Raw genomic sequence first — 14,927 nt, forward strand, 5'->3', positions numbered from 1 at the left:
TAAGCTTTCATCGTTTAATGTCCCTGCAGGGCGTATGACGTGTTCCGACCTTGAAGCCGTGCGTTCGCGCCAACCACGCGATGACGAATCCAACTACCAACAGCAACAACAGTGCTGGCGGGAAAGACGCCACACCCCACGCATCCAGCAGAGCACCCCCAGCCAATCCGCCGCCCGCGATAGCGCTATTCCAAGCGACGACGTTCATCGACAGCGCCACGTCGGCACCATCGCCAGCGGTATCCGCCAATGCGGTTTGCAACAGCGTTGCTGCGCCACCGAACGTGAGACCCCAGACGGCCACGCCGACATAGATGGCCGCCGGTACGCGCGCCAGCCAAATAAACAACAGGGACACAATGGCGAAGATCGCCAGACTGCTCAGTACCGTAGTTCGCAAATGATGATCGACCAGGTGACCAGCAATGCCAATAGCGACAAGCGCCGCCAGACCGAATATGAGCAGCACGACATCCACGTGCGCCGCCAGTCCCGCCTGTGCAACGAAGGGCGCGATATATGTATAGAGAATGTTGTGCGCCAGCATCCAAGCGATCACCACGCCAAGCACAGGCCGCACACCCGGCGTCGTGAACACCCTGCGTAAAGGCAAACGCTCATAGCCTGCCTGTCCCGGATAATCCGGCACCTTGGCAAGCACCCACACGATCAACACCAAGGTCAGCGCTGACATGACGGCGAATGCACTGTGCCAGCCGATTGCGGTGCCGAGCCATGCGCCCAAGGGCACACCTAGCGACAACGCGATCGGTGTTCCGACCATCGCCACGGCCAACGCCTTGCCTTGCTGACGTACCGGCACCATTCGGCGCGCATAGCCAGCCAAAAGACTCCACGCCAGTCCCGCTGAAACACCCACGAAGAACCGCGCTGCAAGTGTCAGCCAGTAGTTCGACGAGAATGCCGTGATCGAGTTGAAAACGAGGAAACCCACGACGGCCAGCAACAACACGTTGCGCCGACGCCAGCCTTGAGTGGCAATGGTCAAAGGGATGGCAGCCAGCAGCGAACCCAGCGCATAGGCCGTGACGGTCTGGCCTGCCAGAGCAGTCGAAATGCTGAGGCTCGCCGCCATCTGTGGCAGCAGTCCCGCCGGCAAGGTTTCGGTGATGATGCACACGAGGCCGGTCATGGCGAGCGCTAGTAGCGCAACGAGCGGCAAGCGCTCGTCCTTGACACTGGTCACTGTTGAAGTAAAGGTAGTCATAGCGTACTTTCTCGATGAAGGCATGGATTCGTCAGTCAATTCCTCTGATGGAAGAATCACGATATGTATCGATCAGTACATATTTCGACGAAAATTTTCCCGCTGTATGCAGGCCGCAGCGGGCGCAATGAACGGGTGAATGGCTTCGCACGTCATATCGAGCTTCGACCATTCGTCAATATATATACTAAACGATACAATACTCGTGCAGACGAGGCATTGTCAACAACTTTTGTATCGTTTAGTATCTTACTCATGGGAATTTCTTGGAGTCCGACATGGCGGTAATGGGGCGTCCGCGAACTTTCGACCGGGACAAGGCGGTCGAAGAAGCCATGAACATTTTCTGGCAGAACGGCTATGAATCGACATCTTTGACCCAGTTAAAGGCCGGTATCGGCAACGGTATCTCTGCGCCGAGTTTCTACGCAGCCTTCGGCTCCAAGGAAGCGCTGTTCCAAGAATGCATGCAACTTTACCTATCCACTTATGCACAGGTGACAGAATCCCTGTGGGATGCCAATCTCCCTCCGCGCGAGGCCATCGAAACTGCCCTGCGCAGTTCAGCCAAGATGCAATGTGAACGAGGGCATCCGAAAGGCTGTATGGTTGGTTTGGGCGTCATGAGTGCGCCATCCGAAGAACATGCAGATGTGACCGCGCCCCTAACGCGCTCTCGCGCTCGGACGCGGGCAGGCATCATTTCCTGCGTGCAACGAGGTATCGACAGTGGTGAACTGCGCGCCGACACCGATGCTCGGGCGCTGGCTACCGTGTTCGACGCCTTTCTACTGGGGCTTTCTACCTTGGCCCGCGATGGTATTCGTTACGCGGTGATGGATGCCTCCATCACTCAAGCAATGTCGGTATGGGATGCGTCGAAGTTGGACTTGCCCCTGCATGACCGGACACGCGTTCAAACTTAGGTTGGAAAATCTGCTCGCTGGCGAGACTCTCGTGGCGACCGATATTTCAGGGCACTATGTGGATGACCTTGGCTCGATTTTGCGTATAGCAGGAATTTTGCTAGTTCCTGTTCGTACGGAGGATTGCATGTCAGAGAAGTCAGTGCCGAAACAGTCGGGCAGCATGAAGCTGCGCGCACGCTTGGGGTGCCAGTGGCGACGTTAGGGAACTGGAGCCGGCGTAGCCGCGGTTCCGAAGGCGTTGTCGAGACGAGTGGTAGTGATGTGAGCGCTGCACGTGTGACGCGCCCGATCAGCGAGCTGGAGGCAGAGAACAGCCGGCTGCGAAAGGAGCTCGCCAGTGCGAAACTGGATATTGAAATTCTCTCAAAAGCGACGACGTACTTCGCGAAGGCGCCGCGGTAAAGTACGCCTAGATCGACGATCACCGCAACCAGTTCCTGAAGTTCATTGAACAATAGCAGGTCATCCGGAACGGCCTCTTGCGCCAGCGACTGCAAAATGCTGGGCTGTAATCGCCCAGATAGAAGTTCCAACATTATCCCGCGCGAAAGCGCGCAGAGTTCCGCCGGTGTCTCGGCGTAGAGCGGTCGAAAGACTCCACAGAGGGAAGCATGAGAGAGCACTGCCCGCAGTGTCTGCGCCCTGCGCCTTGCCGGGAGAACCTCGACATTGCAATGTGCGGACGCTGGAATTTTGCACCGGTCACTCGTAGAGTCGATTTTGGGGCGCATGAGCTTGGCGGAGGCTGCTGCGGCGGCGCCGTGGCCTTACCCGCTCAGAAGACTACTTCATAGTTTAAGCGTTACCCAGTGTCCAGATTTCGCAGAGGCGGCCCACATGGTGTACGCCGCCGTACCGACCGGTCACGATCACGATTGCCTGCTTCCACCGTCGCGACCGTGTGCTAGTGGACCGTGCCCCGGCATCGACAGCCGCTTTCCCAACGGCTCGGCTGCCCTGATATTCGTAGCTTCATGCAATGTGACCAGTTCGCGGGCGAAAGAAACAAAAATGTCGATGCGACGACATGGATCAGCCCCGCCCTCGCCCGATCGAGCACGCTTGGGGCGAGCAGGACGGACCGGATTGCGTGCTCATCCGACAAAATCGTGAGGACCGCGTCGCCGTCGAAAACTTGGGCAAGCGCCAACACCATGCCCCCGTCGACCAATCCTGCCGATCGGTTCCACGCCTTGACGTGATGTCCTACCTGCGCTGGATTGCGTGCGATCGCACGCCCCATCGCGCCAAGTCCAACGATTCCGATATCCATCATCGATGCTTCCACCTGGGAAATGAAAACGACCCCTGCGGGAACCCGAGAGCAACAACTTCGCGCAGTTTTGTTAACGCGGCGCCGCCAAGCCCGATTGCAATCTTTCGTACCTCGATCTGTCAGAGAAACGCATGCACAGCATCGCCAGGGCGCCAAGCGCAAGCAGCCCTGTCATCAGATAGAGTCCGCTGTTAAGCGAACCGCTCGCCTGTTTGAGCCAACCCATCGCAAATGGGCTCACGAAGCCGCCTAGCAAGCCGAGACTATTGACCAGCGCGATTGCGCCGGCTGCGGCGGCCGATCCGGCAAAGTAATCCGACGCCAAGGCCCACAGCAGCGGAATCGTCACGAATACGGATATCGAAGCAACGATCAACAGTACCAACGTTGCCGTCAGATCGTGAGCTAGCAATGGCAACAGCGATAGAGAAATCGCGCCTGTCAGTGCACACACCGCACCGTGCCACCGCCGTTCCAGCAAGCGATCCGAGCTTCGGCAGATCGCAACCATTCCGACTGCCGCGACACCGTATGGAATCGCCGTCAGCCAGCCGACCCGTTCGATGCTTGCCACCCCGGCGCTATGCAGCACCGTTGGCAACCAGAAACTGAGCGCATACGTGCCGCAGATGAACGTGAAATACGCGAAGCTCATCAGATACACACGGGGGTCACAGAGTACGCCTGAGAGCAACCCTGTGCGCCCCTTCTGCATCGGTTCGATCTCGGCACGCAACGCATCGCGCAGTATCTCCTGCTCTGACGGGCTCAGCCACTTTGCGTGCTCGTATCCGTCGTCGAGCGTGAACCACGTGACGATTCCGAGCAAGATTGCCGGCGACGCTTCGACGATATAAACCCATTGCCAACCGGCGAGATTGGCGACATTAGTGAGGTGCGTCATCGTCCAGCCGGACACAGGGCCGCCGATCAAGCCTGCCAAGGGAAAGCCCGTCATGAAGAGACCGAGAATCTGGCCGCGCCGTTGCCTTGGAAACCAGTTGCTCAGGTAGTAGACGACACCTGGGAAAAAACCCGCTTCGAAAACGCCGAGCAAAAATCGAAGCACGCAAAAGCTCGTCGCGTTGGACACATACGCCATGCAACAACCCGTGATTCCCCACAGAATCATGATGCGCGTGATGGTCTTGCGCGCGCCGATGCATTTCATCAGCAAATTGCTCGGTACTTCGAACAAGAAATAGCCAATGAAGAAAATGCCGGCGCCAAAGCCGTACACGGCGTCGCTGAAACCAAGGTCGTCCTGCATCTGCAGTTTCGCGAAACCCACGTTAATGCGGTCGAGATATGCAACGATATAGCAGACGATCAGAAGCGGTACCAGTCGCATCGCGACTTTCGCGTACAGCACGCGACGCGTGCCTTGATCGTGTGGAAGCGACGTCGACGCGTCGGGATCGATGGCAATTTTGCGCGACATGATAGGCCTCCTATCTCTCGCATGCCGATGCACGGCGTGATGGAAAATTGGTGCCCGCGAGCGGCGAGCGCAAGGTTTCGATCCAATTCACGAGTACCGTCTCCTGATCGTTGTATCCGCCGCATGCGGCGCATGCGGGGCATTAGGTTTCAACTGATTCATTCGGATTGCGGCTCCGGCGGCGTTGACATGCGCAGATCGCACCGCATTTCGCTTCAACCCCGCCCCGTCGAACCGCCACATCGCCTCACCAATCCTGACTGATCGATCGAACAGTATTAAAATACTGAAACCCTACGAGAGCGGTCAACCGAAATCAGCATCGGGGCACTCGAGATTTACCCTCGTTGACTGATCGATCAGTCAGGTCTAGCATCGACATCACGTTGAGCATCGGCTCATGTGATGTCGATGCTCAACGCGCCCCGTGCGGCGCGGCGCCAAGATGTTTTCTTTTGTGAGGAGCGACATTGTGAGTACTTTCGACGAATACGCAGAGAAATTCGAGACCATCCGCATGAACCGGACCGACGGGGTCCTCGAAATGCATTTCCATACCAATGGAGAGTCGCTCGTTTGGAATCTGATCGCGCATCGGGAGTTTGAACAGGCCTTTCTTGATGTAGCCCGTGATCGGGAAAACGACGTGGTGATCATGACGGGAACCGGACCCGCGTTCAGCGGGCCTCCCATCGCGCCCGGCATGCATCAGAACCGCAATTCAATGACGCCGGCAATCTACGACCCGATTTACTGGGAAGCCAAACATCTGCTGATCAATTTGCTCAATATCGAAGCACCTGTCATCAGCCTCATTAATGGGCCGGCGGTTCGGCACGCGGAAATCCCGCTGCTTGGAGACATCGTGCTGGCGTCGGACACCGCGATTATCCAGGACACGGCGCACTTTCAGGGCGGCATGGTTCCGGGCGACGGTATGCATCTGATCATGCCGCTTCTCATGGGTCGCGCACGCGGTCACTACTTCCTGCTGACCGGTCAATCAATCTCAGCCACTGAAGCGCTCGACATGGGCCTCGTCAACGAGGTCATGCCGCAGTCGGATCTCCTGCCTCGTGCGCGTGAACTCGCACAACTCATGCTGAGCCAACCGCGCCTCGTGCGCCGTTATACGCGAACCTGCCTGAATCAGGAACTCAAGTCTCGGCTGCACGACGTGCTGGGCTACGGCCTCGCGCTCGAAGGCATTGCGCGCATGAAGACGTCGGCCTGAACACCATTGCAAAGAACACATCCATTTTTAGACATACAGGAGGCAACATGACAGTCAGCAGCTTGACCCGTCCCATAGACATGGTCGGTTCGGTAATCGATGTAATTGATCCCCATCCGGACGTGCTGGGCGAATCGATTATCTGGGATGAAAAAACGCAACTGCTCTGGTGGGTCGACGGCATCGGTCAGGTAATCCACCGGCTCGACATTTCGAGCGGCGCCAAGAAGAGCTGGTCGATGCAGGAGGAAATCGGCAGCATCGGACTGCGCGCCAAGGGCGGGCTGATCGTCGGTATGCGTTCGGGCTTCTACTTTTTCTCGCCGGAAACGGGCGAACTGACCGAAGTCGCACGTCCGGATGCGGAGCGCCCGAAGAATCGCTTCAACGACGGCAAAACCGACCGTCATGGTCGCTACTGGTCGGGAACCGTCGAAGCCGCCGCTTATACGCCGCGCGGCCGGTTGTTCAGACTTGACCCAGATCTCAAGCCGCGTCTGATCATGGAAGGCATTACCTGCATCAATGGCATCAGCTTCAGCCCCGACAACCGATTGATGTACATGACCGACTCGTTCAGTTGCCAGATCGACGTGTTCGACTATGACTCGGTGGATGGCGAGATTTACAACCGCAGAAAATTCGCCGACGTACCACTTGGCCGCGGTATCTGCGATGGCTCGACCGTCGACGCCGACGGCTGCTTCTGGAGCGCCAACATGGACGGCTGGTGCGTCACGCGCTACGACCCGCGCGGACGGATAGACATGGTGATCAACCTGCCGGTTCGTCGCGTGAGCAGCCTGTGCTTCGGCGGTCCGGATCTCGACACGCTGTTCATCACTACGGCGCGCCGCCGCATGAATGAAAAAGAGCTAGCGCAGCAGCCGCTCGCTGGGAACGTCCTGGCGGTCCGCCCGGGCGTGAAAGGCTTGCCCGAGCCCGAATTCCTCGGATAAGGCACATTGTCAACCCAATTCGTCGAGAGCAAAACCGTGAACTCATTAAACGCGCAAAGTTTCGCCCTGACCCGCCTGCCCGCGCATCGGGCCACGCACGCGCCGGGCGCCATCTACACGTCTGAAGACATCTATCGGCTAGAGAAGGATCAAATTTTCATGAAGGAGTGGCTCTGCGTGGGCCGCGAAGAAGAGTTAAAGAATGTCGGTGACTATGTTGCGCTACGAGTCGTTGACGAACCCGTACTGGTGGTGCGCACCAGCACGACAGAAATCGCTGCCATGTCGAACATGTGCGCTCACCGGGGCGTCGAAGTCGCGTTTGGCAAGGGCAACAAGCGCGTGTTCAATTGCCCGTTTCACGGCTGGACTTATGACTTAACGGGCAAGCTGATGGGCGCACCCGGAATGAATGAAGCGGAAAATTTCGATACATCGAAGTGCGCGCTGCCCCCGATCCGGTTGGAAACATGGAGCGGTTGGATCTTCATCAACTTCGACGAGGCCGCGCCGCCGCTCTCGGCTTCAGTGGCATCGTTTGAAGAGGACTTCGGTTATCTGCGTCAGCAGGACTGCCAGCTCGCCGTGCAGACTGTTGGCGAGCTCAACTGCAACTGGAAGCTCATCGTCGAAAATCTGATCGACTTCTACCATCTGAACGTCGTTCATACGACTACCAATGGCCGAAGGTTCAGGAAGGAAGCCTTCAAATTTGGCGCACGCGAGCATGGCGGTTACGTGTCGGAATACAATTCAGGCCCCTCCACCTTCTCCGGCGAGCCCGTGTTCGGCCCGCTGCCTTGGCTGGAAGGCAAGACAAAGGAATTCTCTGTCTCGGGCCTGCTGCCGCCGAACTTCACGCTCTTTGCCCGCATCGACACGATCCACCCTTACATCGTGTGGCCGCTCGGGCCGGAAAAAAGCCGCATCATCGTGTACACCCTCCTACCCAAGGTTTATTTCGATGAACCGGAATTCGCCGAACGGGTCGAGGCTTATCGCGAATGCCAGGCGCGCGTAATGGACGAAGACCGGGCGATGCTCGAGTCCGTCCAGACCAGCCTGCATTCGAGTCGCTTCACTCCGGGCCGGATGGCGCCGATCGAAAAAGGCGTGCAACAGGTACTTAGTGGCTACCTCAATCGCATTTTTCCTCCCCAGTGAGGATGTCGCGACGCTGCATAGCCAAGGTTATGCGGCTTTTCCACGCGCGTCGTGCGTTGGGTATCGATGCACAACGTGCGCAGCGATGCATTCATAGGAGTTCTCCGCGTGGCCTCGACCATCCCAGTGAAAGTAGTCAGCATTATCGACGGCGCCCCGGATATAAAGGTATTCGAATTCGAAACCGTAGACGGCACAACGTTCCCTGTCTTCGAGCCGGGTTCACATGTCGACCTGCACATCACCTCGTCCCTGATTCGCCAGTATTCGTCGTGCGGGCGACCCGACGATCGCAGGCTGCGTCTCGCGATCAAGCTCGAAGCTGAATCGCGCGGCGGGTCGCGCCATGCCCATCGCGAGTTATGTGTGGGCGATAATCTGACCGTCAGCCAACCACGTAACAACTTCGAGATCGCTTGGTCGGCCAGCCACCACATTCTTCTCGCCGGCGGCATTGGAATCACGCCAATGCTCAGCATGGCCTATCGAATGGTTAAAGAGCACGCATCATTCGAACTGCACTATTTTTGCCGTTCTGCTGAGCATGCGGTCTTCGCTGACGAGATCACTCAGGCGTTCGGCGAACGCGCGCGGATTTACTTCGCGAATTCGGACGCTGTTGCCGAAACCATCGAGCATGTTATCGCGACGAGTCGAGCGGGTGCGCATGTTTACGTGTGCGGCCCCGTGGGCATGATTGATCTCGTCGCGGAAAAAGCCGGCAGGCTGTTGCCTCCGGAAGCATTTCACCACGAGTTGTTCGCCGCTAGAGGCGAAGCGAACGACGAAGCAGACCGCCCATTTAACGTCGTGCTGGCTCGCACCGGGACGACGCTCACCGTACCACCTGGCAAGAGCATTGCACAGGTCTTACGTGAGAACGGTGTCGACGTGCCGGTTTCCTGCGAGCAGGGCGTATGCGGCACGTGTCTCACAGGCGTCATCGAAGGCGTTCCGGATCATCGGGACGAAGTGCTGTCCGACACCGCACGCGCTTCGTGCAGCATGATCGCGCTGTGTGTGTCTCGATCGCTCACCGACGAATTGATCCTAGACCTCTGACCCCAAGGGAAATCGGACATGGTCTCTGCAAAAAGACCGCGGGCGCCGATGGACAACACGCCATACGCGAGAACCGCGACGATTCTGGACGCTGCCGAGCGCGTATTTGGTACTTTCGGCTACGCGGGCGCCAGCATGCGCCAGATCGCCGAAGACGCGTGTGTAGCGCAGGCATCGCTTCACTACCATTACGCATCCAAGGAAAAGCTCTATGAAGCCGTATTCGAGCGGCGATCGCTGGCAATCAACCGCCATCGCGAACGGTTGCTCGACGCGCTGTTTGAGTGTGACACGCCCGCCATCATCGAAGACGTGCTGACTATCGCTTTCACGCCGCTTACCAGCATTTTTCACAAAGACGAAACAGAAAATCTCGCGTTTTATGTGCAGATGGTGGCCGCGATCAGCTTGGGCAACGACGCGCGCTCACGCAGACTGCGCGAGCGGTTCTACGATCCATCCGCGGAGCGTTTCATTGACGCGTTGCATATCGTCGTGCCCGACATCACGCGCGAGCAGGCGGTGTGGGCCTATCTCTTTGCCGTTGGCGCAAGGCAACAGGCCCACGCTTTGAACGGTCGCGCAATACACTTAGGTGCGGCCGAACGCGCCGCGACATCGACAGCACATTACGCGGAGCTCGTGCGCTTCGCGGCCGCTGGTGTTCGCGAGCTAGTTCAGCAAAGATCGGTCGCTCAGAAGACGTGATTGTTTTGCGCCTTAACAAATGACTGCCACCGGGAAAGTTCGGGTTATACTGACTGATCGATCGAATAGGATGTAAGGGGACGGACGACATGAGGTCAGAGCGTGCAAAAAAGGCATCAGCAAAATCGGGCGTGATACAAGAGGCAGATCAGGCGCCCAGTTCTCGCGTCTCAGCAATCCTGAACGCCGCCGAGCGTGTGTTCGGCGAACACGGATACGCCGGCGCCAGCATGCGCAATATCGCTGAGGAAGCGGGCGTTGCGCAGGCGCTCGTTCACTACCACTACGCATCCAAAGATAAACTCTTCGAGGCCGTGTTCGAGCGACGCTCTTCGAAGATCAACCAGTATCGTGGCAAGCTGCTTGACGACCTGTTTTCGAGCGGGCGCTCAGCGACCGTCGAAGATGTGCTGACTATTGCCTTCACTCCGCTGTCAAAAATCTTTCATGGCGAGGATGCTGACAATCTCGCACTGTACGTGCAATTGGTGGCGACTATCAGCTTGGGCAGTGATGAACGTTCGCGGCGGGTTCGCGAAAAGTACTACGACCCCATCGCGGAGCGAGTCATCGATGCGTTGCATACGGTCCTGCCAGGCATCTCGCACGAACATGCCACCTGGGCCTACCTGTTCTCCGTTGGAGCGCGACAACAAGCCCACGCGCTCAATGGGCGCGCTGCCCGCCTCGGTGCGCCGGAGCGCACATCGAAGTCTATCGCGCACTACGAGCAACTGGTACGATTTGCCGCTGCCGGTGTCCGAGCCCTCGTTGGGACGACTCGGGATACGGCCTCGAAATCTTCAACGGTAAAACGTAAAGAGCGGGTTTAACTGGACTAATGTCGACCGCACTGCTTCGCCTCACGCGGAGTTAGCAGATCAGGTTTATACGGGCGCTCAATCCTGTTGACCCGGTCGAATATGACCCGACGCTGGCGCGACAATTGATGCTCGAATATCTTGTCCCCGTCTGTACACCTGAGTATCTTCTGTCCCATCCGTCGCTAATGGAAGGCAAGCTCTCTCCAGACGTGGAGTTCCTGCACGACGGTGCGCCGTGGGACGGTGCGCCGGAATTCGTTGAGTGGCATACGTGGGCGCGAACATGCATGCCCGAATGGATAAATCGCATTGGCGGACCGCAATTTACTCTTTCGAGTCTTGCAATCTCGGCGGCGCTCAATCACCAAGGTGTCGCAATGGGGCGGACAGCTCTGATTCAGGAAGAGTTGCGGACAGGACGCCTCGTCAAGGCGCTGGACATGTGCGCGACGGCGTCGGCACGCTACGTGTTGCTGTGCTCGCTCGATGAGCGGCGTTCCGCGCTGGTCGCGTCCTGGCTCATGAAGGAATGCCAGAGATTCGAATCAACCCGGATCGGGTGCGAACGCCATCATCAGTCAATGGGGTAACGGGATGGGGCAGCGCCATTCCGGAGTATTGGATCAAGTGGTCCGTGCCGGCTCTCCGAAACCACGCGCGATCCACCCAAGACAGCGTTCCCAGCCGTCCGTCGCTGCCTCCCGATCAAACGACTGTCGGTAATCCGCGAAGAACGCGTGGCCTACATTCGGATACACCTTGATGTACGACGCTCGCGCGGCCGCACTACCGTCCGCCAATCCTCTGCTCATATGCTCGACAGTCTGCAGCGGAATAGCGGCGTCACGCTCAGCGTAAAGTCCCAGAACGGGTGTTTTCAGATCTCTTGCACGCTCAAGCGGGTGTGAAGGGAAGCGCGTCACATCGGCAGGGAAGAGGTTGTTTACCCGGCCGTCGAGAACGCCATACCACGCGACAGCGGCGGAAAAAGCCCGATGCGCAGCGAATAGCCATGTCCAGCGCCCACCCCAGCAGAAACCGGTCGCCGCCAGCCGTGTAGTGTCGCCACCGGCACGCGACGCCCATTCAACACAAGCATCCAGGTCAGCCATGACCTGCGCGTCGGGAATCCGTAGCAGTAAATGCCGCAGTAGGTCGTCGATCTTATCGAACGACAGCGCATCACCCTGGCGGATCATCAAGTCTGGGGCGATCGCCAGATAACCTTGATGGCCAAAACGTCGCGTGATGTCCTTGATGTGCTCATTAAGACCGAATGCCTCGCAGATCACCAGAACAACGGGCACTTCCTTCGAGTTCGCGGGACGCGCTACGTAGACGGGCATCTCGGTACCACGGCTTTCAATCGTCGTGCTCTCGATTCGCAGGCCGTCGGCATCGGTTTCGATCAATGTCTCATACGCAACGGGCCCCGACGCACCGCCATATCGTGACTTCTCTTCCGGACTGTTCATCTTGGTGCCTTTAAAATTTGCCATTGGTGTTCCGCCACTGGTCGAGCGGTGCGATCGTTTCGACGACCTCCCAGTGCTCGGCGATTACGCCGTCGGCGAGGCGATACAGATCGTAAAAAGAGGTCTGCTTTGGCGGCGAGCTGTCTCGACTGCCAATGCCTTCACTCATCGCAAGGACGAAGTTACCTTCGCCCAAAACTTTGTGTAAGCGCTCGTAGATATAATTTCGGCTTGACAGCTCATTCAACAGCGCGTCCACGCCATCGCCATAATGTGGACTGTGTTGAATAAGTGCGTTGCCAGCGAAAAATGAGGCGAGCGTGCGGCTTCCCCCGATAAGCACTTCGCGTATGAAACGCTCGATCAAAGCCTTGTTCGAGGCAGTACTTGCGTGATCTGTGACTTGTGATGCACCATCGATCATGGTGCGACCGCTCACATTGGGCTCGGTCGATAGCGCCTGCAAGTTATCCCAGTGCTCGACGATGCGGTCGTTTTCCCAACGATGCACTTCGAACGCTGCCATCGCGCCCCACTCGCCGAGTCGATAGTCGTTGTGGACGACACTATAGTCACCGTCTTCGATCGCACGATAGCTTCTAACGCTACGTTCGCCGGCCGGCAGTCGATCCATGAATTGCAAAATCGGCCCGACCCCGTCTTCGATAACGGGGTTGTGCTGTATATAGCGTCGCGAATCGAAAAACGATAGAGGATATAGTGCACCGCCGTTCATCAGGCTCTGCTGAATCGCCACACTGCGATCTTTCTTGCTCTTGAAATTCATTAACAATCCCGGTCGTTGACAAACCTGTATGCGGACGGAATGAGCGATATCACCGACACATCCCACCCCATCCATGCGACCAAGGATAGAGTGGCCGCTGGGACGGTGGCTATATCAGCTTCTTTAAGGCACCTATAGCTCAGCCCTATAATGAACATCGCCGATCTCAGTTTATTACCTGCGCTCGATGCGCTACTCGACGAAGCCAATGTCACGCGCGCTGCGGAGCGCCTTGGCATCAGCCAGCCCTCCCTGTCAGCAAAACTCGCGCGTCTGCGTGTATTAACCGGTGACCCGTTACTGGTGCCGTCAGGATCTGGGCGCGGCATGGTCTTGACACCATCGGCTACACGGCTGCGAATTCAGGCGCGAGAAGCGCTCCGGCAGGCGGAGGCGGCGCTCCGCGCCGCACCAGCATTCGAGCCCGATACCAGTCACGCGACGCTGCGCATCATCGCCAACGACAACAGCGCGGCGCTGATGCTTCCGTCGATGCTCGCTGAAATAATCGCGCACGGTGCGCGACGCATCCGGATCGCATTGCTGCGGCCAAATGAAAAACCGCTCGCCGAACGGCTGGAGGCAGGCGATGCGGATATCGCGATCGCGCTCGACCGCACGCTACCCGGCGGTGAACGCCTGCATCGACGACCGATACTGCTCGACCGGTTCGTCACCGCACAACGTAAAGGCCATCCGCGCGGCAGCACTCCACTCAACCTCGACGGATTCTGCGCGGCGATTCATTTGCTCGTATCCGGTGAAAGCGGCTCGTTTAGCGGCGTTGTCGATGAGCAATTGCGAGCGCTCGGCCGCACGCGGCAGGTCGCGTTGTCTTTACACAGCTATACGCTGGCGCCGCTCGTGATCGCACGCAGCGATCTATTGGGGACCTTACCCCGGAGATTGCTCGATCAGTATGCTGTAGATCTCGATTTGTTCGAACCACCGCTCGAAATCGAACCATTTACGTTGGTCGCACTGTGGCATGACCGCGTTCATGACGATGGGGCCAATCGGTGGTTGAGGGAGCGCCTCTTTGCTGTAATGGGCATGACAACGTAAGCGGATGAACACCACAGCAAGTCATCGCACCGTGCAAAAGGGGACGGGACAGGTCAGCAAAAACCGGTTGTATCGTTTGTATCGGGAAGAAAGCCTGTCGCTACGCTACAGGCCGAACCGCAAGCGACGGGCACAAATGAGTCACCCCGCCCGCGCCAGGGCCACAGCGGCGAATCACGCGTGGAGTCTGGACTTCGTTGCGGACCTGCTGGCAGGCGGTCAGCGATTTCGTGCGCTGACCATCGTCGATGTCTTTACGCGCGAAGCGCTGGCAATCGATGTTGGTCAGCGGCTGGGAGCGTCGGACGTCGTGCGTGTGCTGGAGGAACTGCGCCTCAGGCGTGGAACACCGCGCACGCTGTTGTGCGATAACTACGGCTCGGAACTTATCAGTCAGGTGATGGACCTGTGGGCTTACCATCACAAGGTCGAAATTGCCTTCAGCCGGCCCGGCAAGCCAACGGATAATGCGTTTGTGGAGTCCTTCAACGGCACGCTTCGCGACGAATGTCTGAACGCACGCTGGTTCACGTCACTGACGGACGCCAAAGAACAGATTGAGCAATGGCGGGTGGAAACAACGAGAGTCGGCCTCACAGTGCCCTCGGCGAAGTGTCACCTGCCGAATATGTCCGTCAGGTGGGCCTACAGGCCCAACTGACGGAGCAACTGAATGCCGAAGACTAACATTGCCTTTGGCACTGAAAGCCGGGGCCGCTCACTGCGCTAAACGTCTCAAGTTGCTGGCTGTCCAAACTCGCAGGAACATCAGCCG

The 14,927-nt window shown here is 57.9% G+C and carries 14 protein-coding genes and 2 pseudogenes; 11 read left to right on the forward strand and 5 right to left on the reverse strand.

Annotated features, from left to right (window positions below):
• Positions 1-7: 7 nt before the first annotated feature.
• On the reverse strand, positions 8-1,228 hold the full coding sequence (locus tag U5805_RS02795) for an MFS transporter (RefSeq protein WP_322101913.1): 1,221 nt from the start codon (positions 1,226-1,228) through the stop codon (positions 8-10).
• A gap of 266 nt (positions 1,229-1,494) precedes the next feature.
• On the opposite strand from U5805_RS02795, the gene U5805_RS02800 reads away from it, so the two are divergent.
• Both U5805_RS02800 and U5805_RS02805 read left to right on the forward strand, forming a co-directional pair.
• Positions 1,495-2,154 (forward strand): TetR/AcrR family transcriptional regulator, encoded by a 660-nt coding sequence (locus tag U5805_RS02800; RefSeq protein ID WP_322101914.1) that lies wholly within the window; start codon positions 1,495-1,497, stop codon positions 2,152-2,154.
• Between the two features lie 144 nt (positions 2,155-2,298).
• Positions 2,299-2,567 (forward strand): annotated as a pseudogene (locus U5805_RS02805) (transposase); the annotation flags it as partial.
• A 494-nt stretch (positions 2,568-3,061) separates the two neighbouring features.
• On the opposite strand, the gene U5805_RS02810 reads toward U5805_RS02805, so the two are convergent.
• Entirely contained in the window at positions 3,062-3,433 is a 372-nt protein-coding gene (locus tag U5805_RS02810) for an NAD(P)-binding domain-containing protein (RefSeq protein WP_322101915.1), read from the reverse strand.
• Between the two features lie 70 nt (positions 3,434-3,503).
• A complete protein-coding gene (locus tag U5805_RS02815) occupies positions 3,504-4,874 on the reverse strand; it encodes an MFS transporter (RefSeq protein ID WP_322101916.1) in 1,371 nt (456 codons plus the stop codon).
• 472 nt (positions 4,875-5,346) lie between these two features.
• On the opposite strand from U5805_RS02815, the gene U5805_RS02820 reads away from it, so the two are divergent.
• The 7 genes from U5805_RS02820 to U5805_RS02850 all read left to right on the forward strand — a co-directional run bounded on the left by U5805_RS02820 (position 5,347) and on the right by U5805_RS02850 (position 11,415).
• On the forward strand, positions 5,347-6,108 hold the full coding sequence (locus U5805_RS02820) for an enoyl-CoA hydratase/isomerase family protein (protein ID WP_322101917.1): 762 nt from the start codon (positions 5,347-5,349) through the stop codon (positions 6,106-6,108).
• Between the two features lie 47 nt (positions 6,109-6,155).
• Positions 6,156-7,067, forward strand: coding sequence for an SMP-30/gluconolactonase/LRE family protein (locus U5805_RS02825; protein WP_322101918.1), 912 nt, complete (start codon positions 6,156-6,158; stop codon positions 7,065-7,067).
• Positions 7,068-7,073: 6 nt separating this feature from the next.
• Positions 7,074-8,231 (forward strand): aromatic ring-hydroxylating dioxygenase subunit alpha, encoded by a 1,158-nt coding sequence (locus tag U5805_RS02830; RefSeq protein WP_322101919.1) that lies wholly within the window; start codon positions 7,074-7,076, stop codon positions 8,229-8,231.
• Between the two features lie 108 nt (positions 8,232-8,339).
• Entirely contained in the window at positions 8,340-9,293 is a 954-nt protein-coding gene (locus U5805_RS02835) for a PDR/VanB family oxidoreductase (RefSeq protein ID WP_322101920.1), read from the forward strand.
• Positions 9,294-9,341: 48 nt separating this feature from the next.
• Complete coding sequence (locus U5805_RS02840; protein ID WP_322101921.1) at positions 9,342-10,001, forward strand: TetR/AcrR family transcriptional regulator; 660 nt, start codon at positions 9,342-9,344, stop codon at positions 9,999-10,001.
• Between the two features lie 89 nt (positions 10,002-10,090).
• On the forward strand, positions 10,091-10,834 hold the full coding sequence (locus tag U5805_RS02845; RefSeq protein ID WP_322101922.1) for a TetR/AcrR family transcriptional regulator: 744 nt from the start codon (positions 10,091-10,093) through the stop codon (positions 10,832-10,834).
• A 116-nt stretch (positions 10,835-10,950) separates the two neighbouring features.
• Positions 10,951-11,415, forward strand: a complete 465-nt coding sequence (locus tag U5805_RS02850; RefSeq protein WP_322101923.1) for a hypothetical protein — start codon at positions 10,951-10,953, stop codon at positions 11,413-11,415.
• Positions 11,416-11,448: 33 nt separating this feature from the next.
• On the opposite strand, the gene U5805_RS02855 is transcribed toward U5805_RS02850, so the two are convergent.
• Positions 11,449-12,324, reverse strand: a complete 876-nt coding sequence (locus tag U5805_RS02855) for a dienelactone hydrolase family protein (RefSeq protein ID WP_322101924.1) — start codon at positions 12,322-12,324, stop codon at positions 11,449-11,451.
• On the reverse strand, positions 12,311-13,087 hold the full coding sequence (locus U5805_RS02860; protein WP_322101925.1) for a hypothetical protein: 777 nt from the start codon (positions 13,085-13,087) through the stop codon (positions 12,311-12,313). Before U5805_RS02860 ends, U5805_RS02855 begins: the two co-directional genes overlap by 14 nt.
• 150 nt (positions 13,088-13,237) lie before the next feature.
• Between U5805_RS02860 and U5805_RS02865 the strand changes: the two genes are divergently transcribed.
• Positions 13,238-14,152, forward strand: a complete 915-nt coding sequence (locus tag U5805_RS02865) for a LysR family transcriptional regulator (protein WP_322101926.1) — start codon at positions 13,238-13,240, stop codon at positions 14,150-14,152.
• A 49-nt stretch (positions 14,153-14,201) separates the two neighbouring features.
• Positions 14,202-14,839, forward strand: a pseudogene (locus U5805_RS02870) (IS3 family transposase); the annotation flags it as partial.
• Between the last annotated feature and the right edge of the window lie 88 nt (positions 14,840-14,927).

The organism is Paraburkholderia sp. J41 (genome assembly GCF_905220235.1).
GTDB lineage: Bacteria > Pseudomonadota > Gammaproteobacteria > Burkholderiales > Burkholderiaceae > Paraburkholderia.